18 protein-coding genes are annotated in these 18,906 nt (G+C 44.2%); 2 read left to right on the top strand and 16 right to left on the bottom strand.

All coding sequences use genetic code 11. From position 1 onward, the window contains the following. Positions 1-2: 2 nt before the first annotated feature. The 6 genes from RTV33_RS02170 to RTV33_RS02145 form a co-directional block, all read right to left on the bottom strand. Positions 3-815 carry a transketolase gene (locus tag RTV33_RS02170; protein ID WP_312641079.1) on the bottom strand — a complete coding sequence of 271 codons (813 nt, stop codon included), beginning with the start codon at positions 813-815 and terminating at the stop codon, positions 3-5. Positions 816-844: 29 nt separating this feature from the next. Further along, on the bottom strand, positions 845-1,846 hold the full coding sequence (locus tag RTV33_RS02165) for an ABC transporter permease (protein WP_312641077.1): 1,002 nt from the start codon (positions 1,844-1,846) through the stop codon (positions 845-847). Continuing rightward, positions 1,846-3,348 carry a sugar ABC transporter ATP-binding protein gene (locus RTV33_RS02160; RefSeq protein ID WP_312641075.1) on the bottom strand — a complete coding sequence of 501 codons (1,503 nt, stop codon included), beginning with the start codon at positions 3,346-3,348 and terminating at the stop codon, positions 1,846-1,848. The genes RTV33_RS02165 and RTV33_RS02160 overlap by 1 nt, the downstream gene beginning before the upstream one ends. 124 nt (positions 3,349-3,472) lie before the next feature. Further along, positions 3,473-4,438, bottom strand: coding sequence for a sugar ABC transporter substrate-binding protein (locus RTV33_RS02155; protein WP_312641073.1), 966 nt, complete (start codon positions 4,436-4,438; stop codon positions 3,473-3,475). Positions 4,439-4,510: 72 nt separating this feature from the next. Beyond that, the gene (locus RTV33_RS02150; RefSeq protein ID WP_312641071.1) at positions 4,511-5,269 is read right to left on the bottom strand and encodes an SDR family oxidoreductase; all 759 of its coding nucleotides are present in this window, start codon (positions 5,267-5,269) and stop codon (positions 4,511-4,513) included. A gap of 53 nt (positions 5,270-5,322) precedes the next feature. Continuing rightward, entirely contained in the window at positions 5,323-6,279 is a 957-nt protein-coding gene (locus RTV33_RS02145) for a C-terminal binding protein (protein ID WP_312641069.1), read from the bottom strand. 267 nt (positions 6,280-6,546) lie between these two features. Between RTV33_RS02145 and RTV33_RS02140 the strand changes: the two genes are divergently transcribed. Continuing rightward, positions 6,547-7,227, top strand: coding sequence for a GntR family transcriptional regulator (locus RTV33_RS02140; protein WP_312641067.1), 681 nt, complete (start codon positions 6,547-6,549; stop codon positions 7,225-7,227). Between the two features lie 37 nt (positions 7,228-7,264). Then, positions 7,265-7,651: a VOC family protein gene (locus tag RTV33_RS02135; RefSeq protein WP_312641065.1), complete on the top strand. Its 387-nt coding sequence runs from the start codon at positions 7,265-7,267 to the stop codon at positions 7,649-7,651. Between the two features lie 212 nt (positions 7,652-7,863). Here RTV33_RS02135 and RTV33_RS15625 read toward each other — a convergent pair whose 3' ends face one another. From RTV33_RS15625 to RTV33_RS02090, 10 genes are all read right to left on the bottom strand, one after another. Continuing rightward, positions 7,864-8,013: a Fe-Mn family superoxide dismutase gene (locus RTV33_RS15625; protein WP_396327208.1), complete on the bottom strand. Its 150-nt coding sequence runs from the start codon at positions 8,011-8,013 to the stop codon at positions 7,864-7,866. Positions 8,014-8,255: 242 nt separating this feature from the next. Further along, complete coding sequence (locus RTV33_RS02130; protein WP_312641063.1) at positions 8,256-8,510, bottom strand: hypothetical protein; 255 nt, start codon at positions 8,508-8,510, stop codon at positions 8,256-8,258. Positions 8,511-8,835: 325 nt separating this feature from the next. Next, positions 8,836-9,039, bottom strand: a complete 204-nt coding sequence (locus RTV33_RS02125) for a hypothetical protein (protein WP_312641061.1) — start codon at positions 9,037-9,039, stop codon at positions 8,836-8,838. Positions 9,040-9,629: 590 nt separating this feature from the next. Beyond that, entirely contained in the window at positions 9,630-11,135 is a 1,506-nt protein-coding gene (locus RTV33_RS02120) for a sugar ABC transporter ATP-binding protein (RefSeq protein WP_312641059.1), read from the bottom strand. After that, positions 11,129-12,325 (bottom strand): alanine racemase, encoded by a 1,197-nt coding sequence (locus tag RTV33_RS02115; RefSeq protein ID WP_312641057.1) that lies wholly within the window; start codon positions 12,323-12,325, stop codon positions 11,129-11,131. The genes RTV33_RS02120 and RTV33_RS02115 overlap by 7 nt, the downstream gene beginning before the upstream one ends. Before the next feature lie 29 nt (positions 12,326-12,354). Then, the gene (locus RTV33_RS02110; RefSeq protein WP_312641055.1) at positions 12,355-13,302 is read right to left on the bottom strand and encodes an ABC transporter permease; all 948 of its coding nucleotides are present in this window, start codon (positions 13,300-13,302) and stop codon (positions 12,355-12,357) included. Positions 13,303-13,471: 169 nt separating this feature from the next. Beyond that, on the bottom strand, positions 13,472-14,653 hold the full coding sequence (locus RTV33_RS02105) for a substrate-binding domain-containing protein (RefSeq protein WP_312641053.1): 1,182 nt from the start codon (positions 14,651-14,653) through the stop codon (positions 13,472-13,474). Between the two features lie 54 nt (positions 14,654-14,707). After that, a complete protein-coding gene (locus tag RTV33_RS02100) occupies positions 14,708-15,637 on the bottom strand; it encodes a BadF/BadG/BcrA/BcrD ATPase family protein (protein WP_312641051.1) in 930 nt (309 codons plus the stop codon). Positions 15,638-15,653: 16 nt separating this feature from the next. Beyond that, positions 15,654-16,769, bottom strand: coding sequence for an ROK family transcriptional regulator (locus RTV33_RS02095; RefSeq protein ID WP_312641049.1), 1,116 nt, complete (start codon positions 16,767-16,769; stop codon positions 15,654-15,656). A gap of 695 nt (positions 16,770-17,464) precedes the next feature. Next, on the bottom strand, positions 17,465-18,906 hold a 1,442-nt coding region (locus RTV33_RS02090; RefSeq protein ID WP_312641047.1), incomplete at its 5' end, for an Ig-like domain-containing protein.

Here is an 18,906-nt window from a genome sequence, read left to right as displayed (position 1 = left end):
CCTCAGCCCTCCAATTCTTTCAGCGCGGCATCCCGGTCAGCAGAGGATGGTGCTTTGCCGTGCCAGCCCACCTGATTTTCCATAAATGAGACACCTTTCCCCTTAACGGTATGGGCAAGAATGCATTTTGGTTTACCGGGCGTTACAGGGCGTTCCAAGGCAGCAATAACCTGATCGAGGTCGTTGCCGTCTGCAAGCTCAATTACATCAAGGCCGAATGCTGTGAACCGTGCATGCAGGTCACCCAGTGACATGACCTCGTCATTCGAGCCGTCGATCTGAAGGCCGTTGTTGTCAATCATAATAGTGAGGTTGTCCAGTTTATAGTGGGCAGCTGCGGTGCAGGCCTCCCACACCTGCCCCTCCTGCAACTCACCGTCGCCGAGAATGGTGTATACTTTTATATCGCTTTTCGCGGTTTTTGCACCCAGTGCCATACCAACCGCAATCGAGACACCCTGCCCGAGCGAGCCGGTGGAAGCATCGATGCCCGGTACCTTTTTTGCGTCGGGGTGCCCTTGTAAAATGCTGTGCAGCTGGCGGAAGTTTTTAAACTCTGCCTTATCAAAAAAGCCTAGCTCGCCGAGTACTGCGTAGTAGCAGGGAGCTGCATGCCCTTTACTAAGCACAAACCGGTCCCGTGCGGGATCCTCTGGGTTTTTCGGGTCGACCCGCATCTGGGTGTAATACGTTGCGGCAATCAGTTCTACCATTGAGAGCGAGCCGCCCGGGTGACCGCTGCCGGCCCCTGCAATCATTTCGATAATATCACGGCGTAATTGTTTGCATTTTACCGCGAGTTGCTGTCTATCCATCTGTTTTCTCCTTTAACAGGGCTGATTGTTTACTTTTTCAGGGAACGTGCCTTTTTCAGGTAGTCGATGTAAACTGCACCCAGAATAACAATACCTTTGACTACAAACTGCCAGTAGCTGTTGACTTTAAGAAGGTTCATACCGTTGTTGAGCACACCAATAATGAGCACACCGATGATGGTGCCGCCAAGGGTACCGATACCACCGTTGAAGCTGGTGCCACCGAGAACAGAAGCCGCAATAGCGTCACGTTCAAAGCCCTCACCAACAGCCGGCTGACCGGAATAAAGGCGTGCTGCGAGCACAACGCCGGCCAACGCAGCCATCACACCACTGATCATAAAGACACGCATCTGCACCCATTTTGTGTTAACACCGGCATATTTTGCCGCTTCTCTATTACCACCGATTGCATAAACATGGCGGCCGAAGGAGCTACGGTTCATGATGAAATACAGAATAACCATCACGAACATTACCAAGATTACCGGAATGGGGATGGCAAACAAGCTGCCGGTGCCCAAATAGTTGAAAGCCTCATTGTTACATTGAGTAGGCTGTCCGCCGGTGAGCACATAGCTGATACCGCGTACAATGATCTGAGTTGAAAGGGTAACAATGAAGGGGGGCAGGGTGGTATGCGAAATTACATAACCGTTGAATAGGCCAAGCAGTGCACCGAACGCAAGCGCAACCGCAATGCAGATGAGCACCGGCAGCCCGAAGTTTGCAAGACGAACCGCGATAACGCCCGCCGCAGCCACTACCGAGCCGACTGAAAGGTCGATACCGCCCGAGATAAGTACACAGGTAATACCGAATGCGATAAAGGCGTTTACACAAACCTGACGCAGCACGCTGAGCAGGTTTTTAGAAGCCATAAAGGTATCGGTTGTCAGTGTGAGCACCACGCACAGAAATGCCAGCGCGATGACGGCTGCCAAATTGCGTTTAATCCAGATCAAAAGGGGATTTGTCTCCCAAACAATTTTATTTTCCGCGGTTGCGGTTGGACTTTTTGGTTTTGCCATTATTCATTTCCTCCCTCTACTGCATAGGACATAATAATTTCCTGCGAGATTTCGTCCACGTCAGGATCCAGTATCTTAACAAGCCGACCTTCGCTCATAACCGCGATGCGGCTGGAGTTGTTGATGATTTCAGGTAGTTCGGACGAGATCATAATGATTGAGACACCCTCTTTGGTGAGGTCGTTCATCAACTTGTAGATCTCAGCCTTCGCGCCAACATCGATACCGCGGGTGGGTTCATCCAAAATCAGTACCTTCGGCTTGGCTGCCAACCATTTTGAAATAACGATCTTCTGCTGGTTACCGCCGGAAAGCTCACCCGCAAGTTGTTCTACAGACGCCATACGGATGGAAAGCTTATTCTGATATTCGCTAATCAGTCCGCTTTCTTTTTTGCGGTCAATCTTTAAATTATGAATAAACTCGGGCAGCACCTGGAAGGTGAGGTTGGTTGCAATGCTGTGGCTAAGGAATAACCCCTGCCCTTTGCGGTCTTCCGGAACCAGCGCAATACCTGCGCGGATTGCATCTGCGGGGCAGTGAATCGACACCCTCTGACCATCGATGCATATCTCGCCCGAATAAATCTTGTCGATACCAAACAGTGCGAGCGCTGTCTCGGTGCGCCCTGCACCAACAAGGCCCGCAAAGCCGAGTATTTCACCCTTTTTGAGATCGAATGTAACATCTTTAACCGCTTTACTGGTTAGGTTCTTCACCTGCATTACGGTTTCGCCGCCAATGGTGCGCTCATTGCCGTACATACTTTCGAACTCGCGGCCTACCATCATGCTGATCAGCTCTTTGTCGGTAGTTTCTGCGGTGTTTTTCGTACCGATAAACTTGCCGTCTCGCAGTACGGTTACCGAATCACAAATGCGGAAGGTTTCCTCCATGCGGTGAGATATATAGATAATGGCTACATTTTTTTCTTTTAGCAGTTTGACCTGACGAAATAGGTCATCTACCTCGGCATTTGCCAGTGAGGCAGTGGGTTCATCCATGATGATGATTTTTGCATTCTCGTTAATTGCACGGGCAATTTCAAGCATTTGCTGTTTTGCAATGGAAAGACCATCAATCAGCCTTGTAGTGGGCAGTTTAATGCCCAGCACATCCAGTGCGGCCCGGGCTTCACGGTGCATGCGTCCGGTATCCACAAGGCCCAATCTGTTTTTTGGCTCACGGCCAAGAAAAAAGTTTTCGGCAATGTTCATGCTCGGAACATTACTGATTTCTTGATGAATAAAGCTGATGCCGTAACGGCGCGCGTCATCCACCGAATTAATTTGTACCGGTTCGCCGTCAATCTTGATGCTGCCCCCGTCAGCGTGGTAGATACCACCGAGAATCTTCATCAGGGTTGACTTGCCGGCACCGTTTTCTCCCATCAGAGCGCGTACCTCGCCCGGCTTGACCGCAATCGTCACGCCCTCCAGAACATTATTGAGTGCAAAGGATTTGACGATATCGTTCATTTCCAAGATATACTCAGCTGGCATTAAATCACTTCCTTTTATTACCTGCCGCTCTATGGGCGGCGTTTGTAATGGTGGGCAACAAAACCCTCCATAAAAGAATAAACGGAGCAGAGCAGAGCTCTGCCCCGTTTGTTTGTGTCACAGATTAACCGTCAACGTTGCTGGAGTCGATGATGGACATCGGGATAATGACGTCCTTTTCTACTGTTTCGCCGGCAAGCAACTTGTAAGCAGTCTCAACAGTGGTGCGGCCGATGCGCTCAGGATCCTGTGCAGCGGAAGCAACCATCTCGCCTGCGCGGATAAAGTCTTTACCCTCATCAGAGCCGTCAACAGAAACAACTTTTACTTTATCGATCAAATTTGCTTCTTTCAGTGCAGCGATGGCACCGCGAGCGGTGGGGTCGTTGATGGTGAAGACACCGTCGATTTGGGGGTTAGCGTTAATAAAGTCGACCATAATGGGCTGTGAGTAGTCAGATGTTGCTTTCTCTACGTCTTTGGCCTGAATGATTTCAATGTCGGGGTAGTTTGCTTTAATCTCATCCTCAAAGCCCTTCTGGCGAGCGTAGCAAGTGGTGGTGGTGCTGAAGGTAATTTCAACAACTTTACCTTTGCCGCCCAGTGCCTCAGCCAAAGCTTTTGCGCACATATGGCCGGACTCTTCGTTATCGGAAACAATTGTAGAAGCGACGAGCTCGGGATTCTTTACGCCGACATTGAAGGCAATAACCGGAACGCCGGCCTCTTTGCATGCCTCAAGAGTAGCGCGTACACCATCGGAGTTAATGGGAGACAAGCCGATGACATTGCAGCCCTGGCTGATCATGTCGGCAACGTCGTTCATCTGTTTGTTCTGGTCGCCGTTTGCGTCCATAATAACAACCTCGTCATTGGGACCAGTGAGAGCTTCTTCAATACCCGCTTTGATTTGCAGGAAGAAAACGTTGGTCATGTTGGGAACCGAGATTCCAATTTTCAGCGGCTTTGCATCAGCAGAGCTGCCCGATGTTGCAGGGGTGCTGCCTGCCTGAGAAGAGGAGGTACCGCCGCAAGCGGCCAGAGAAAGAACCATCGCTAGAACTAAGACAATTGCTCCAATTTTTTTCATCATTTTTCTCCTTTTAATTTCTTTTTATCCTTTCAGTGCCTTATGGCCTGAAATACAAGATTTGGAGGGGTATTAGCAGCCTAAATAGCCGCCGTCCACGGGAATGACTGCACCGCTTAGGTAATCAGACGCATGGGAGGCCAGAAAAACCGTGACCCCTTTAAGATCCTCCGGAGTGCCCCAGCGACGGGCCGGAATACGGTTTGTAATCTCGGCGTTGCGGGCCTCGTCCTCAAGAATTTTGGTGTTCATGCTGGTAGCCATATAGCCCGGGGCAATTGCGTTGACATTGATACCCTCGCGTGCCCACTCGTTAGAAAGAGCCTTAGTCAACTGAGAAACGCCACCCTTGCTGGCCGCGTAGGCCGGTACGGTGTAGCCGCCAAAAAAGCTGAGCATTGACGCGATATTGATGATCTTACCGCTTTTCTGCTTGAGCATCTCGCGTCCGGCGAGCTGGCAAAGCAAGAATACAGCAGAAAGGTTGATGTTAAGTACTGCGTCCCAATCCTCAAGTGTAAACTCTTCAGACTTATTGCGGCGCTGTATGCCGGCTGCCGGCACCAGAATGTCAATTTTTCCGCCCAGTTTTTTGAGCGCTTCGTTAAATGCACGGACCAGTTCAGTACGGTCACCGAGGTTGGCGCGCACGCCGTGAGCTTTAAAGCCGCGGCTGCAAAACTCTATTGCGGCCGCCTCAGTGTTTGCCGAAATGTCGATGATAACGACCTCGGCGCCTGCCTCCATAAGGCCCTCGGCTATGCCATGGGAAAGACCCGAGGCAGCACCTGTGACAATTGCTTTTTTGCCTGTCAGATCAAATGGATTCATGTTGGTTCCTTCTTTCTTTTGCTATAAGGTTGGACTATTGTATCGTAATCCGATTATTTGTTGACAACATTCCGCAGGGGCTGATCCAGAGCACCGCGTGCAGCCTCTTCTGCTACTTTACGCTCCAGCTCCAGTGCGGATTCTTCCGAATACCAGGCAATGTGCGGTGTGGCAAGAAAGTTATCAAGCTTCAGCAGCGGGCTGTCTTTCGCAACAGGCTCAGGGCTAAACACGTCGCAGGCGGCTCCTGCAATTTCACCGTTTACAAGCGCCTCGTACAGGTCTGCTTCATTGATGATGCCTCCACGGGAAACGTTGACAAGATAAGCATTTTTCTTCATCTTCTTCAGCTGGGGTGCTGCAATTAGGTCGCGGTTGCCATCCAGTGGGCAGTGAACCGAAATGATATCGGAGCGCTCAAGCAGCTCGTCAAGGCTTACCATTTCCATATAGTCCTGAGTTTTACCCGCTTTTTGTGCATATTCGTCATACGCCAGCACCTTCAGGCCAAAAGCTTTTGCACGCTCGGCAAATGCAGTGCCGATACGGCCAACTCCGATGACGCCCACTGTCTGGGTAGAGAGACGGTAGATAGGAACCGACTCCTGATAGTTCCAAATACCGCTTTTCACCTTATCGTTGGTGAATACAATTTTACGAGCAAGTGCGAGAACCAGTGCCATCGCGTGGTCGGCTACCTCATACATACCGTAGTCGGGCACGTTGCAAACCTTTACGCCATGTTTAGTGGCGGCCGCAAGGTCGACGTTGTCTACACCTACGCCATAACGTACAATTACCTTAAGGTCAGGCAGTGCCTCAAAAACCTTTGCGGTAAAGGGCGCATACTGGTTGATGACAGATTTAAAGCCTTTGCAATCCCGGATGAGATCATCGTCGGTTTTACAGTTAAACCAAGGAGCCTCCAGCCCAGAGGCTGCCAATACGCCAGCCTCTACATTAATATCGTCATGATCACAGTCTGTGATCGCTACAAGATTTCGGTTCATTTTTGTTTCTCTCCTGCCATAAATTAAATTTTAAATTTAAAATCTCTTGCTTTATTATAAGAAATGACGTAAAATTAATCAATAGTATTAATTACTGATAAAATTTAAAAATTGTGTACATTATTGCTAAAAATATTGTGAATATATAAACAAATTGCTATTTGTATTTTTATTAAACCCTGATTAAGGTTTGTAATATTTCTCAAGGCATATGCAATTTTTATAGTTTTCCGTCTTGCGTCTTAACTTTTTAAGGAGGTATTTATAATGAGAGAAAGGCCAGTATCCCTCTTGGAATGGGCGTATAATGAGATAAAGCAACAGCTTTTTATCGGCAAGCTGCAGCCGGGGGAGAAAATTATTGTAGGGCAGCTTGCTGAAAGTTTGTCCATCAGCCCAACTCCGGTGAAAGAAGCGCTCAATCGCCTGGTTGCAGAGGGGCTTATGATCACATTGCCCAGACGTGGCTTTATGGTAAAGCAGCTTACGATGAAAGAGATCCATGATATCATGAACTGCCGTATTATGCTGGAAGTCTTTGCTGTTAAACAAGCCGTGCACAACTTTCCAAAACACCCTGAGATTAAAAAGAATATGCTTGACGTCTTAAAAAAGCTGGAGAATATTCAGACTCACGATTATGTTGAGGCTACCCAGTTGGAACAGGTTTACCATGGTGCTTTTATTCAGCTGACTGAAAACCAAAAACTGATTGAGTTGTACAACATGCTCTTTGGCGTTGGTTTTGCATTCTATGTCTATTCTTCCTCCAATCACCCGATGGAACGCCACCGTATCGCCTTAAACGAACATAAGCTGATGTATGAGTATTTAGAAAAAGGTAATAGCGACGCACTTGAAAAGCTGCTGCGAACTCATTTAGAAAAGACCATGGAGTTTTACGAGACGTTTTTGCCTGCCTTCGCACTAGATGGAGAGCAAGCATAAAAGTAAATATTGTTTTAGAACGTAAAAGGAGACAATCATGAAACTTGCCGAAAATATTACCGGAATTCAGCATATTGGTATTCCCACTGCGAGTGTGGAGGAGAGTGTGCATTTTTACGAGGACCTTGGCTTTGTAGAGGTACTGCGTGAGAAAGGCCTCCGTGGCCCTGTCGTTTTTATGCAGTTGAAGAGCCTTGTGATTGAGTTTTACGTACCGGAGGCCTGTGCGGGCAGAGCAGGTGCGGTGGATCACTTTGCACTGGATGTGCAAGACATTGAGGCGGCGTTTGCCGAGGCCAAGAAAAACGGTTACCATCTGCTAGATGCGGAGATCGTTTCCCGTCCATTCTGGGAAAATGGTATGCGCTTTTTCAACATAGAGGGACCGAATGCTGAAAAGATTGAATTCTCACAGAAGCTATGATTTGCAGCTATTCCCGATTGGTTCGACATGTGCCGTTGTGTGTAGCTGTTTTACGCTTCTATTTTAGGCATGAAAAGATATTTAGATGCAAATCTGTGGGTTGAAATAAGATTAATGATCAATGGGAAACGAAAAGATGTAGCTTTTGCAATTAAGCAAAAGCTACATCTTTTTTCATGTACTGGATAGATATGGGGAAGAATGGCGAATGCCTAACGCTGTTGCGGAAAACTCATTGCGGTCAGATATCTCTCTTGCGCACCTGCCCAGTTGACCACTTTAAACCAGTTATCAATATATGTTTCAAGTTGCGCGGGATAATTTAACCAATATGCAGGTTCCCACACACCCAAAGCTAAAATACTACTTACATTACGAAAAGTTAATAAATTGCTTTAAAGGGTTTGTTTATCTCGCGTGCATTATGATTTTAGTCAAATAGCATAAACTCAGATTTTTTTCAGACACGCTCTAAGTAAAGCAACTATTGGAGATACCAAAAGAGCCATGAAGAGTAACCATTATATCAGCCTATCTAAACTCACGTTACTGATCGGTTGAGAAGCATCTCCTGGGATCAGCAAAATCATACTTATATTCCAAATTATGTCTTATGCTGCCTCCCCTGTACGTCTATATTGGAATTATCGTAGTAGATAATCTCTCCAACTGTCTTAAAACGATAGCCTTTGTCCTTAAGCAGTACAATAATTTCCGGCAAAGCTTGTACAGTGTTCTTCTTTCCCACATGAAACAGCGTAATGCTGCCGTTTTGCACACTGCTCACCATCTTCTTTGTCATCTCATCGGCAGGCGGGTCTTTCCAGTCACGGGAGTCACTATCCCATACAAAGTCCAACTGTTATAAACTTTATAAACCCAATGATATCGTTATTAATCTGTTCTCCCAACTTGGAATCATATATTTAATAATTGAAAGCACAGAAAATTTAATATAAGCATCCCACGTTAAATAGCACCACTTCTGCTAGTGCAGAGGCGGTGCTATTGCCTCTACAAGCTTGTCGCCTGTTTCGGGGTTAGTTGCTGTTACTTGCTATCGCATTCACTGCCTCCGCAATTGGGCTTTCGCTGAGGATGTAATCGGAGCAATAAGTGATTGTGAATATCACCCAATCGTTTTCATCCACCTTGACCCCCTACTGTCCCTCTTCCATTCGGTTTTACGCCGCGCCAAAGTAGTAGAGATTCAGCGTTTCGCCTGCTTTGCCGGCGACTAGAATACGCATTGTCACCTTGCCTGAAAGCTCGACATGGTAGTTGAAGTGCAGCGTGGTTACTTCCACTCCACCAGTGAGATTCGTAATTTTTTCGGCATCCGGCGAGCTATTGCTGATGGTGGTATCAAACCGCACGATGCTCGGCATGTCATTAAGCATTTCCGTGCCTTCAAATATCCATTAGTACCAACCACTGTCCAAGGTGATAGTCTAATCCTTGTTTTCTAGCAAGATATAGAGGGACCTTGTGGGCATTTTATTTTCTTCCTCCACATTAACACTAACTGTGCCGTTTTCAGGCGCACTTTCAATATTATCTCTTGTATTGGAAGCCCCTATTGCAAAAAAGAATAACCGGCATCCTTCAGAATGACTGTGCTGCCATATTCTTTTGTGATGTAACTCAGTGTAATCATTTACTTATCTTCCGTTTTCAATGAGGCCATTGTAACAGTAAGGGCATAAAATCCATGTTAACGCAAAATCATTTTCTTAAAAAAGATTTTATCCGGGTATGCTATAATAACCTTAAAAATATCGAAGTTTTTATTTTGTCCATAGCTTAAGCTTTTTCATCTCCACCAGCAGAGCTGGTGGTTGATCTGTAAAATACATAAGCAGGCGGTCAAAAATGTACCGCCTGCTTATACAAAGAAAAAAACTGATGGATTATCCGCGTGTATATGGAAAAACTTAATAATCCTTTAAACACTGTAACTATTCTATTTTAGTACTTATTACATCTGAATTGCCTGTGCCAATACGGATTCCGTAATTTCATCACCGCGGTCACGTCGCAGCTCTGCTGAAACTTTACCCTCTCGAATTATCAGCACACGATCGCACAACCGTTCAAGCTCATCCATCTCTGAAGAAACCAATACGACACCGCTACCACCATCGGCAATATCACGAATCAGCCGGGCAATACCCGCTTTTGCCTCAACATCAATTCCCACTGTGGGGTCATCCAGCAGCAAAATTTCCGGGTTTGTGAGCATGCTCTTTCCAAACACCACTTTTTGCTGATTGCCACCTGAAAGGCTCTCTAGTTCCTGCTCAATGCTTGTACATTTGATATTGAGCTTTTCACTCATTTCGGTGGCGAGTGCCATAGATTTTTTCTCATCGACGAGCATTCCTTTTTTCATCTTTTTCCAAATAGGAATAAGCATGTTCATCTTAATAGAATGGATTCCGATAATTCCGCTTTTTCTACGGTTTTCCGGTACAAACATAATACCTTTTTCGATTGATTCCCATGGCTTCCCATATGGTATGGGGGTTCCCTTTAATGTTATTTTTCCGCTGTCAGGTTGGAGAAGCCCATAAATACATTTCATCAGCTCGGTGCGCCCGCTACCTAATAGCCCCGCAATTCCTAAAACCTCACGCGGAAAAATTTGAAACGACACGTCATTGACTTTATTTTCCCATTTTAAATTGTTAACTTCAAGCAGTGGTTTATCGTAGATAATTGGCTGCTTAGATGCAATATAATCACTGGAGAGCTTTCGTCCAATCATCGCCTGTACCATGATAGGTATTGACATTTTATCAATAGTTTCATTCATCTCTACAGTACCGTTACGTAATATGACAACCCGGTCACAAATCTGCATAATTTCCTGCATGTGATGAGAAATAAGAAATACTGCAATATTTTGTTTTTTTAAACGGTGGATAAATAAAAATAGCAGCTCAATTTCTCTATGGGTGAGTGAAGCGGTCGGCTCGTCTAGGATAAGCACTGAAGGTTTTTGCATGAGGGCTTTGACAATTTCAACCAACTGCTGGTTTCCGATGGACAGATCCTCCAACACTGCGTTTGGGTCAATATCAATACCAAATTCGCGCAGAGCCTCCTGCGCTTGGCGATAGCACTCTTTATCATCAATTAAACCATTTTTCTTAATCTCTCTGCCTAAAAATAAGTTTTGCATCACAGTAAGTGTTGGAATTACAGAGAACTCCTGATAAACCATTGCAATGCCATGTTTTCTTGCATCCAGTGCATCTTTTAAAAAGACATCGTTACCATTAATGCGAATCTTCCCGCTATCCAGCCGATAGACACCGTTGACAATTTTCATTACAGTAGATTTTCCTGCACCGTTTGAGCCAAGCAGCCCCAGCACCTCGCCCTTTTCAATTCCAAAGGATACTCCTTTTAGAACCGGATTGTTAAAAAACGCCTTGTGAATATCAACAACCTCCAGGGAATAGTTACTCTCGTTTACCATTCCGGCCACCCCACAGTCCTTCCATCCGTCGAAAATATGCCTTCAACCTTTGGTTTTTTGCTGTGAATACCACTAATGGGTACCATGTAAGCGCGCGTAACAAAAGCTTGTGTACGAAAGCCAAATACCACACTATCTCCCACCTTGACGCTATGTCTGGTCTCCGGCTGCAAAATACCGTAGTAATCAATTGCTGCGGGTGATGGAATATCACAGGGAATGCGCTGCGCAAGGGCCTGCTCTGCTGTGGAACCAACACAAGCCTTTACTTCATAACGGTCAAACACAGGGTCGATATACATCCCACCGCCAAAACAATAGGGTTTGCCGCCATATATGTGAGAAACCTCCGAGATATATGCAATTGCCGGTTCTTCTGCAAGGTCTCTAAATGCATGCAACGGCGTAGTACCTGTAAGCCCATGCCCCGGTTCCACCTGTGTAACCCCGGACGCTGCAAGTTCTTCGAATAGCATGCTGGAAGTGGTACCCGGTGCGTTGACCTCAACCTCACTGTAACCTGCTTTGCGTAGAACTTCCGCTGTTTTTAGTAGGGTTTGATAGTTATGTGTATGCTCAACCGACATCGTTTTATAGTTGAAAAGCTGCGCAGGAAAGGTGGCAATGCCCGCAAATTCAATGCCTTTAAGCCCGTTCAACTCATTGACAGTCTGTAAAATATGCTCCGCTGAAAATCCACCTTCGTGCCCTTTATAAAAGCTATCACCTTCACCATAAATACGTGCCATAACTTTTTGCACTTTCCCCTCGGGCATTGCTTTGGAAATTGCCTGTGCTTTTTCAAGATTATAAACCATCCAATAAAGAGGATTCATTTTAATAGCAGCCTCTGTCTCAGCAGTTGGCACCTGAACCAGATGGCCCAAATGACCAATCTTCAAACCATTCGCATGAACAGGGCGTGCATCGTTCATATCCACACAAACACAAGAATCAATGCCGACTGATTTTAGTGCCTTAAGTGCAGCAGGGTTTCGCCCGATCTGCTTGGTCATGGCAAATACTTTTAAATTGTTGCGCTTGCCTGCCTCTGCGATCACTCTCGCATTTTTAGTGAAAGTATCCATATCAATCACATAACTGTTCGCAGGAATTTTCCCCTGCTGATGCAATTCGACTGAAGCCTCAATCAATGCTTTATTTCTTTCAAGAATCTTATTTAAAAACATTGCGTATTCTCCTTTCTACCTTTTATCAATTAATCATTTCTTGATTGTCTTAGACTTAGCGATACCGCAAGAATGATGATAATGCCTCGTGCTATCATCTGCTCAGATACGGAAAGGCCCATCAGCAGTAAGCCATTGTTTAGCATACCAATAACGATAGAGCCTATAATCGTTCCTATAATTGTTCCCTTACCGCCCGTAAAGCTGGTACCACCGATTACAACAGCGGCGATGACAGACATATTATCATTTTCACCAAGTGTATACCGTGCCCCATGCAAGCGGCCGGCGTACAGTATGCCTGCAAAAGATGCCGCAAGTGCGCTGATTGCCATAGCTGCAATTTTAATGCGTTCAACTTTGATACCAGAAAAACGTGCTGCAGATTCATTTCCGCCAACAGCAAGCACCGCCCGTCCGAATGGAGTTTTACGGTAGAATACATGGCCGATGAGCATTACTACAATCGTCCAAATAAATAATGTTGAGATAGGTCCGATGTCACCGGCGCCAAAAATAAAGTTGAATTCAGGATTTGTTATCGGTACCGCCTCAAGGTTCGTCATAGTTCTGGCAATACCTGCAAATACACTGCTGGTGCCCAATGTGACCAAGAACGCGGGGATACGTACTTTTGCAACAATAATGCCATTGATAAGGCCGCATATCAAACCAACTCCCAATCCCGAAAACAACGCCGGCAGCCAACCTGCATTGCGCAGTACTATAGAAGCGGTAAGTGCAGACATTGCCACCACAGCACCTGTGGAGAGGTCGATTAATCCTGCAGAAATTGCAAAAGTCATACCGACTGCCGTAACCGAAATCATTGCAGTCTGCCGTAAGATGTTCATCATATTACTGTAAGATAAGAAGCCCTTGTCTTTTAGAATAATTGAAAAAATAATCAGAACCATCAAAAAACTGATATACACTATATATTTTTTATAATCGATTTTTTTAATTTTATTACTCATGATTTTTTCCTCCTTTTCGGTTGTAGCTGATCAAAATCTGAAAATAAGATATGATACTTCGCAGTCTGTTCGGAGGATCATATCCGACTTCCAGACAGCTTGTTTGGAAAAAAGCGCGGTGCCCACAAGAAAAGCGGGCACCGCACCATTTACCCCCAATTTATAAAACTCATTTATCCAGTGCCTTGAGCACATTTGCATCGGGATCTTTATTCAGAGACGCTCTCCAAGCTTCTGCCATGTTTTCTTTTGTCATTTCAACTGTTCCGCTTACCACATAAGCCGGCGTCTTTTCACCAAGGATATTTAAAGCCGCCAGTTTTGCCATGGTCGCACCAATTTGATATGGCATATCTGCTACTTTGCCATATACGTTGCCACCCTGCGCCATATCAAGATCATTGTTGCCTCCAAGATCGATTGTCACTACTTTAACATCTTTTTTACCGGCTGCACGAAGCTCTGCAACTACGGGCTCTGCTGCAACATCCCATGCAACATAAATTCCATCCAGATCGGGGTGTTGAGTGAGCATGGTTGCTGCCACATCACCTGTTGCACTCTCTTCAGAGAACCCGGTGATCGCAGCTATTTCAATATCGGGGTAGTTTTTCTTAATTGTTCTAACGAACTCATTATCGCGGTTATTGGTGACAAGGAAATCAACATCATAGAAGATAACGCCAATTTTACCTTTACCGCCGATGGATTCTGCCATCAACTCGGCTGCCGCTCGTCCCATTCCATATTGGTCACCTGTCACAATAGAAACATATTGTTCATCCGCCTTATAAGAATTAACACCGTTATCAGCAAATACAATTTTGGTACCTGCATCAACAGCAGGCTGGTAAGCTCTGGTACCGGAAACTGGATCTACCGGCAAAGAAAGTAGGATGTCGGGTTTAACTGCCATTGTAGTTTCGATGTCGGTTGCCTGCTTGGCCGGGTCAAACTGTGCGTCGGAGATTGCAACGATCTCAATGCCCATTTTTTCAAACTCAGCTTTTGCTCCATCAGTCATTGCATTGTACCATTCGCTCGCACCCGCCCATAGCATTGCTGCTTTAAGTTTTTTCTCTTTGATCTGCGCATATTGCTCCTCTGTGATGGTGACTGTATCTGCGCTCACCGCAGTTTCTCCATTTGGGCCTTTTGCGAATTCACCCTGCTCATTTGCATATCCCGGGATTGTAGTCAATACAGGGTCTTCTGTCGGTGTCTCATTGGATGAACTTTCAGAAGATGCTGAAATATCTGAAGGTTGAACCGAGGGAGCATTGTTTGCCTTGCATGCAGTTAGTGACATCGCCAAAATAAGTGAGAGTATAAAGCTAACAGTTCTTTTCATAATAGCCTCCTAAAATATTTAGATAAAGCAATTTGCTTTATTTCAAACTTTGGATCATTGTAGAAATTTATCTTTTGCCAAACGAATACCGCTCTCGGCGGGGCTTTCATTAAGTGTTGAAAACTTTAAATTGTTCTTTGATACACCTGCCTTTATATTGTTTTGAAAAGCATCTGAAAATGCGTTGTTACCAAAGATACCTCCGGTGGTAACCACTGTGACGCTTTCCTCCTTCGCAAAATTCAACTTTCTATATACCGCTGTAGCAATTTCTGCTACATGTGCCGCAGCCCGTAGAGTTATCCCCTTACAGAACAAATCTCCCGCCTCTGCTTCGGTCATTACTATGACAGCTGAAGAGGCAACCTCTGCATTGTTGAGATTTGCAATTTGAAACGGCATCTCTTCAAAGCTTTCTGCTTGAAAGAATACGCGTAGTTTTTCATAAACTGGTTGGAACTCGCCATGTTTGTCACAGTAACGAATCAGAGATTTGAGCACCTGCGCCCCAATCCAATATCCAGAGCCCTCGTCACTTAGTGGGCTGCCCCAGCCTCCACAACGTATTGTCTCGCCATTTTTTGTAAATCCCACTGCAATAGAGCCTGTACCGGATACTACGCAAATACCGGGAGGATTTGCTATTGAATAAAAAGCAAGCTCAGAATCATTGCATATGTAAACCTTCTGCTGCGGGATATTCATAGTTTCTATAATGGAACGGTAAGTTTTGTAATCTTCCGGGGCATCGCAGCCTGAAAGCCCCAGTACCAAGCCGATAATTTCCTCTACTCCAATATTCATCTCACTACAGATGCTATGAAATGAATCTACTATATTAAAAACAGCTTTTTGCATTCCTGTCACTTTATAATTAGTACTTCCAAATACAAAACATCTTGTTTCTTTGCTTTCCAAATTCAGCACACAGAACTCAGTTCGGGTCCCTCCCCCGTCAACCGAGATTAAATATCCTTTTCGCATTCATTCTACTCCTTTGTTAAACTCCCTTTTCCACCACAAAATGTTTTCGTACAGAAATATTAGATAGGCACATGCTGATAATACCACTGATTCCATAATCATCACTATTACAATAAATAAGTTGTGGTATGCTTTCTCTGGGAATATATTCACTTAAAATACATCTGATTTTTTCAAGACTCTGTTCCGTAATAGCTGTTCCTCGCAAAACAATGATATCAGGATTAAGCACCACAATAAAGTTTGCCATAGCGCAGGCTACCAGCATATCATAACGGCTTTGCAGGGCTTCGAGTTCATTTTCGGCACAACTATTTAGCCTTTGAACAAGGGATTGGATTTCAAGTTCCAACCAACCGCCTTTACTCGCGTAATGTCCAGGTTTATCCGAATCCACCTTATTATCAAGCGTTAAATATCCCAGTTCGCCTGCAAAACTGCTAAACCCCTTGAGTAGACGCTGATTTATGATGACCCCAGACCCAAGCCCTTTTCCAATATAAAAGTAAACCATATTATCATATTTTTCTTTCAGATTCGTGTGATAATAGCCGATTGTAGTTAGCTTAACATCGTTTTCTACATAGGTACTCACTCCATAGCGCTGCTCTACTAGCTGTTTAAGGTTTATGTTCTCCCACTCTGCAATGTTTGGGATACTGGTTATACGGTCATCTTGCATGACAACCCCCGGTACTCCAATACCAATTGCTTTAACCTGAGCATTGGAAAGGTTTATCATATGGTCGATAGCATGAAATGTTGAATCGAGTGCTGCCTGCGACGTCGTACCGGTTTCAACCGGAAACGTTTTAGATTTAATAATATTTCCCAAAATATCTACTAAACAACATCTATAGCTATCATTTAAAAAATAAAGCGCGATAATATTTCCTAAATTATTGTTACCGATGTACATCTTTGCTTTGCGTCCAACGCCGTTATCCGTGGAACCCTGCTGCTTGATCACACCATCGTTTTCTAAAATATCCACGATCTTATTGACGGTAGGCAGGCTAAGATTTGTAATTTTTGAAAGTTTAGGCTTAGAAATAGGGCCTCTTTCAAAAATCAACTTATGAATAATATCAATGTTTACTTCTTTGATCAACTGCGGTTGACCTACCATCATATTTATCGGATCCTTTCAGATTGGCTTTCAAACTAATTTATTAATAAAGTTTCTTAATTAATATATTATATAGTATATTTGAAAAAGTCAATTAAAATTCAGCAAAATACTACATAAAACTACATTATTGTTTTTGTCAGGAATGTATATTGACAAATAGAGAAGCCACTTTTTGCAAAACTTTTCACCAAATTTGGCAAAAAACTTTAATGTTTGATCAACTAATTCAACAAACACAGGCATAATACTTTTGAAGTATTATGCCTGTGTTTTCTTATTTCTATTGTGCTTCATTCAAAGCTTTTAGCGTTGCTTTGATAACCTCAGCTTCTTTCTCTGTTATTACCCTAAAAAACACCCATCGTCTTCGCCCAGAGCAATCAGATTTCCAAGCTCCCTATAGAACAAGTTCGAATAGATTGAACAGACAAATAATATTATTATGAAAATTGGAAATATAGTACCGGCATTTCTATTTAAAAAATGTAATAAGCTTTGTATGTCATTCATGACAAAGCCTCCTATGTTTTTGATGCGGTTGGCAAACCTGCTTCAATTTTAACATAGGAGGTTTTCTTGTATCTAAAAATTTCTATCCTCACCGGCATAGCCAATGGTTATTGCACGCTAAAGCATTCAAGTCAAAATGCCCCCAGACATTACCGGGGGCATTTTGAAGCTTAATAATCTTGCAGTTATTCTTTAAAATATTTTCGCTTTAGAAAAATGCCTGCTGAAACAACAGTAACAAGTAAAACAATACTCACCCATATCACTGTGCTTGCACCGCTATTTTTAGGTACATCTTTTATACTAACACTGGATTTCTCTTTTGCCTCAGTTTCAACAGCCTGCTCTGTTTTTTGCTGTGTTTGTATAAGAACTCCACCTGTTTCAGGGTTTGCATTTTCTTGAGATGTAGCCGCAATCGCACCTGTAATTTCTTTTTCGCTAAGGATGTAATCGGAACAATGGGTAATGATAAAATCCACCCAGCCGTCCTCATTCGCTTTTAATCCGGACTGAATCAGCTCAAATTTGTTTTTACCTGTATTAAAGTAGTACAGGTAGAATGTTTTGTTTGCCTTGTCTGCTAATTTTACTCTTATCTTGGTTTTGCCCGGCAGTTCACCATGATAATAGAAGTAAAGGTTTGTGACCTCTATGCCACCGACCAGCTTCGCGATTGCTTCTGCATTTGGCGATTCTTTGGCGATTCGCGTATCGAACCAAATGGTACCAGGCATATCGTTTTCTATATTCTTACTCTCAAAAATCCAACTATACCAGTCGCCATTTAAGGTCACTGTTTTATCTTTGTTTGACATTAGCTTACTTAGAAAACTCGTACCTATCTTATAATTGTTTCGAACGCTGATGCTAACGTCCTTATCGGATTCAGCAATCTTATCACTTAGGTCAGAAGAAGATACCAAATTTGGCTCAATATACTTTGTATGTGTAGCACTGTTTGGCTTCCCAGGATCAGGGTCTGCTGGGTCACTTACTTTAACCAATGCATCAATTGCTGATTGCAGTACTGCTATTGCATCTGTAATTTCTTTCTCTGTTGATTTTACATTGTCTGCAACTGATTGTGCTGCTTGAATAGCTTTAGCGAGGGCAGTCCTACTGTCTTGTGTATACTTGCTGTCCTCAGTCTTTTCTTTAGCAACATTGATTAATCCTAGCAAAGCATCCTTGCTAGGTGGAATTGGTTTGTCTTTTACCCGCACGGTCACCATAATCTCTGCAGTCAAACCTTTGCTGTTGATGATGCCACCCGACAGCACCAGTCTACCAGTTATAGAGTAGTCTCCCGATGTGTTGCCGTCATAGTTACTGGTATTCCAATCAACGTTAATCTGTTGTTTGCTGTTGTCTTCCAACGTAACAGTTACAGTTGCAGGCAAGTCAAGTTTGCTTACATCTGTATCATATGCTACTGTTTTCGCTTCCGGGTTACTTATACCTATAATTTCTTTATCGGTAGGCTTCAGCTCAATCTTAACCTGAACAGCCTTGGCCGGCATAGTAAAACTGTATCGCAAGGTTCCTTCGGGAACACCTGTGGTTACCTGCGTTACTGTAATCTCTGCTGCCGCTTCATCTGCTTCCTGTGCAGTAATGGTTTTAA

It is taken from the genome of Hydrogenoanaerobacterium sp. (assembly GCF_032017025.1).
Taxonomy (GTDB): Bacteria; Bacillota; Clostridia; order Oscillospirales; family Ruminococcaceae; genus Hydrogenoanaerobacterium.
This window is presented reverse-complemented; position numbering and strand designations above follow the sequence as displayed.

Excerpts from the sequence above, each read along its gene's own strand:
- RTV33_RS02170 (WP_312641079.1), bottom strand. The coding sequence starts at position 815 with ATGGATAGACAGCAACTCGCGGTAAAATGCAAACAATTACGCCGTGAT.
- RTV33_RS02105 (WP_312641053.1), bottom strand. The coding sequence starts at position 14,653 with ATGAAAAGAACTGTTAGCTTTATACTCTCACTTATTTTGGCGATGTCA.
- RTV33_RS02145 (WP_312641069.1), bottom strand. The coding sequence starts at position 6,279 with ATGAACCGAAATCTTGTAGCGATCACAGACTGTGATCATGACGATATT.
- RTV33_RS02135 (WP_312641065.1), top strand. The coding sequence starts at position 7,265 with ATGAAACTTGCCGAAAATATTACCGGAATTCAGCATATTGGTATTCCC.
- RTV33_RS02140 (WP_312641067.1), top strand. The coding sequence starts at position 6,547 with ATGAGAGAAAGGCCAGTATCCCTCTTGGAATGGGCGTATAATGAGATA.
- RTV33_RS02155 (WP_312641073.1), bottom strand. The coding sequence starts at position 4,438 with ATGAAAAAAATTGGAGCAATTGTCTTAGTTCTAGCGATGGTTCTTTCT.
- RTV33_RS02120 (WP_312641059.1), bottom strand. The coding sequence starts at position 11,135 with ATGGTAAACGAGAGTAACTATTCCCTGGAGGTTGTTGATATTCACAAG.
- RTV33_RS02160 (WP_312641075.1), bottom strand. The coding sequence starts at position 3,348 with ATGCCAGCTGAGTATATCTTGGAAATGAACGATATCGTCAAATCCTTT.
- RTV33_RS02100 (WP_312641051.1), bottom strand. The coding sequence starts at position 15,637 with ATGCGAAAAGGATATTTAATCTCGGTTGACGGGGGAGGGACCCGAACT.
- RTV33_RS02165 (WP_312641077.1), bottom strand. The coding sequence starts at position 1,846 with ATGGCAAAACCAAAAAGTCCAACCGCAACCGCGGAAAATAAAATTGTT.
- RTV33_RS02095 (WP_312641049.1), bottom strand. The coding sequence starts at position 16,769 with ATGATGGTAGGTCAACCGCAGTTGATCAAAGAAGTAAACATTGATATT.
- RTV33_RS02110 (WP_312641055.1), bottom strand. The coding sequence starts at position 13,302 with ATGAGTAATAAAATTAAAAAAATCGATTATAAAAAATATATAGTGTAT.
- RTV33_RS02150 (WP_312641071.1), bottom strand. The coding sequence starts at position 5,269 with ATGAATCCATTTGATCTGACAGGCAAAAAAGCAATTGTCACAGGTGCT.
- RTV33_RS02125 (WP_312641061.1), bottom strand. The coding sequence starts at position 9,039 with ATGCCGAGCATCGTGCGGTTTGATACCACCATCAGCAATAGCTCGCCG.
- RTV33_RS02115 (WP_312641057.1), bottom strand. The coding sequence starts at position 12,325 with ATGTTTTTAAATAAGATTCTTGAAAGAAATAAAGCATTGATTGAGGCT.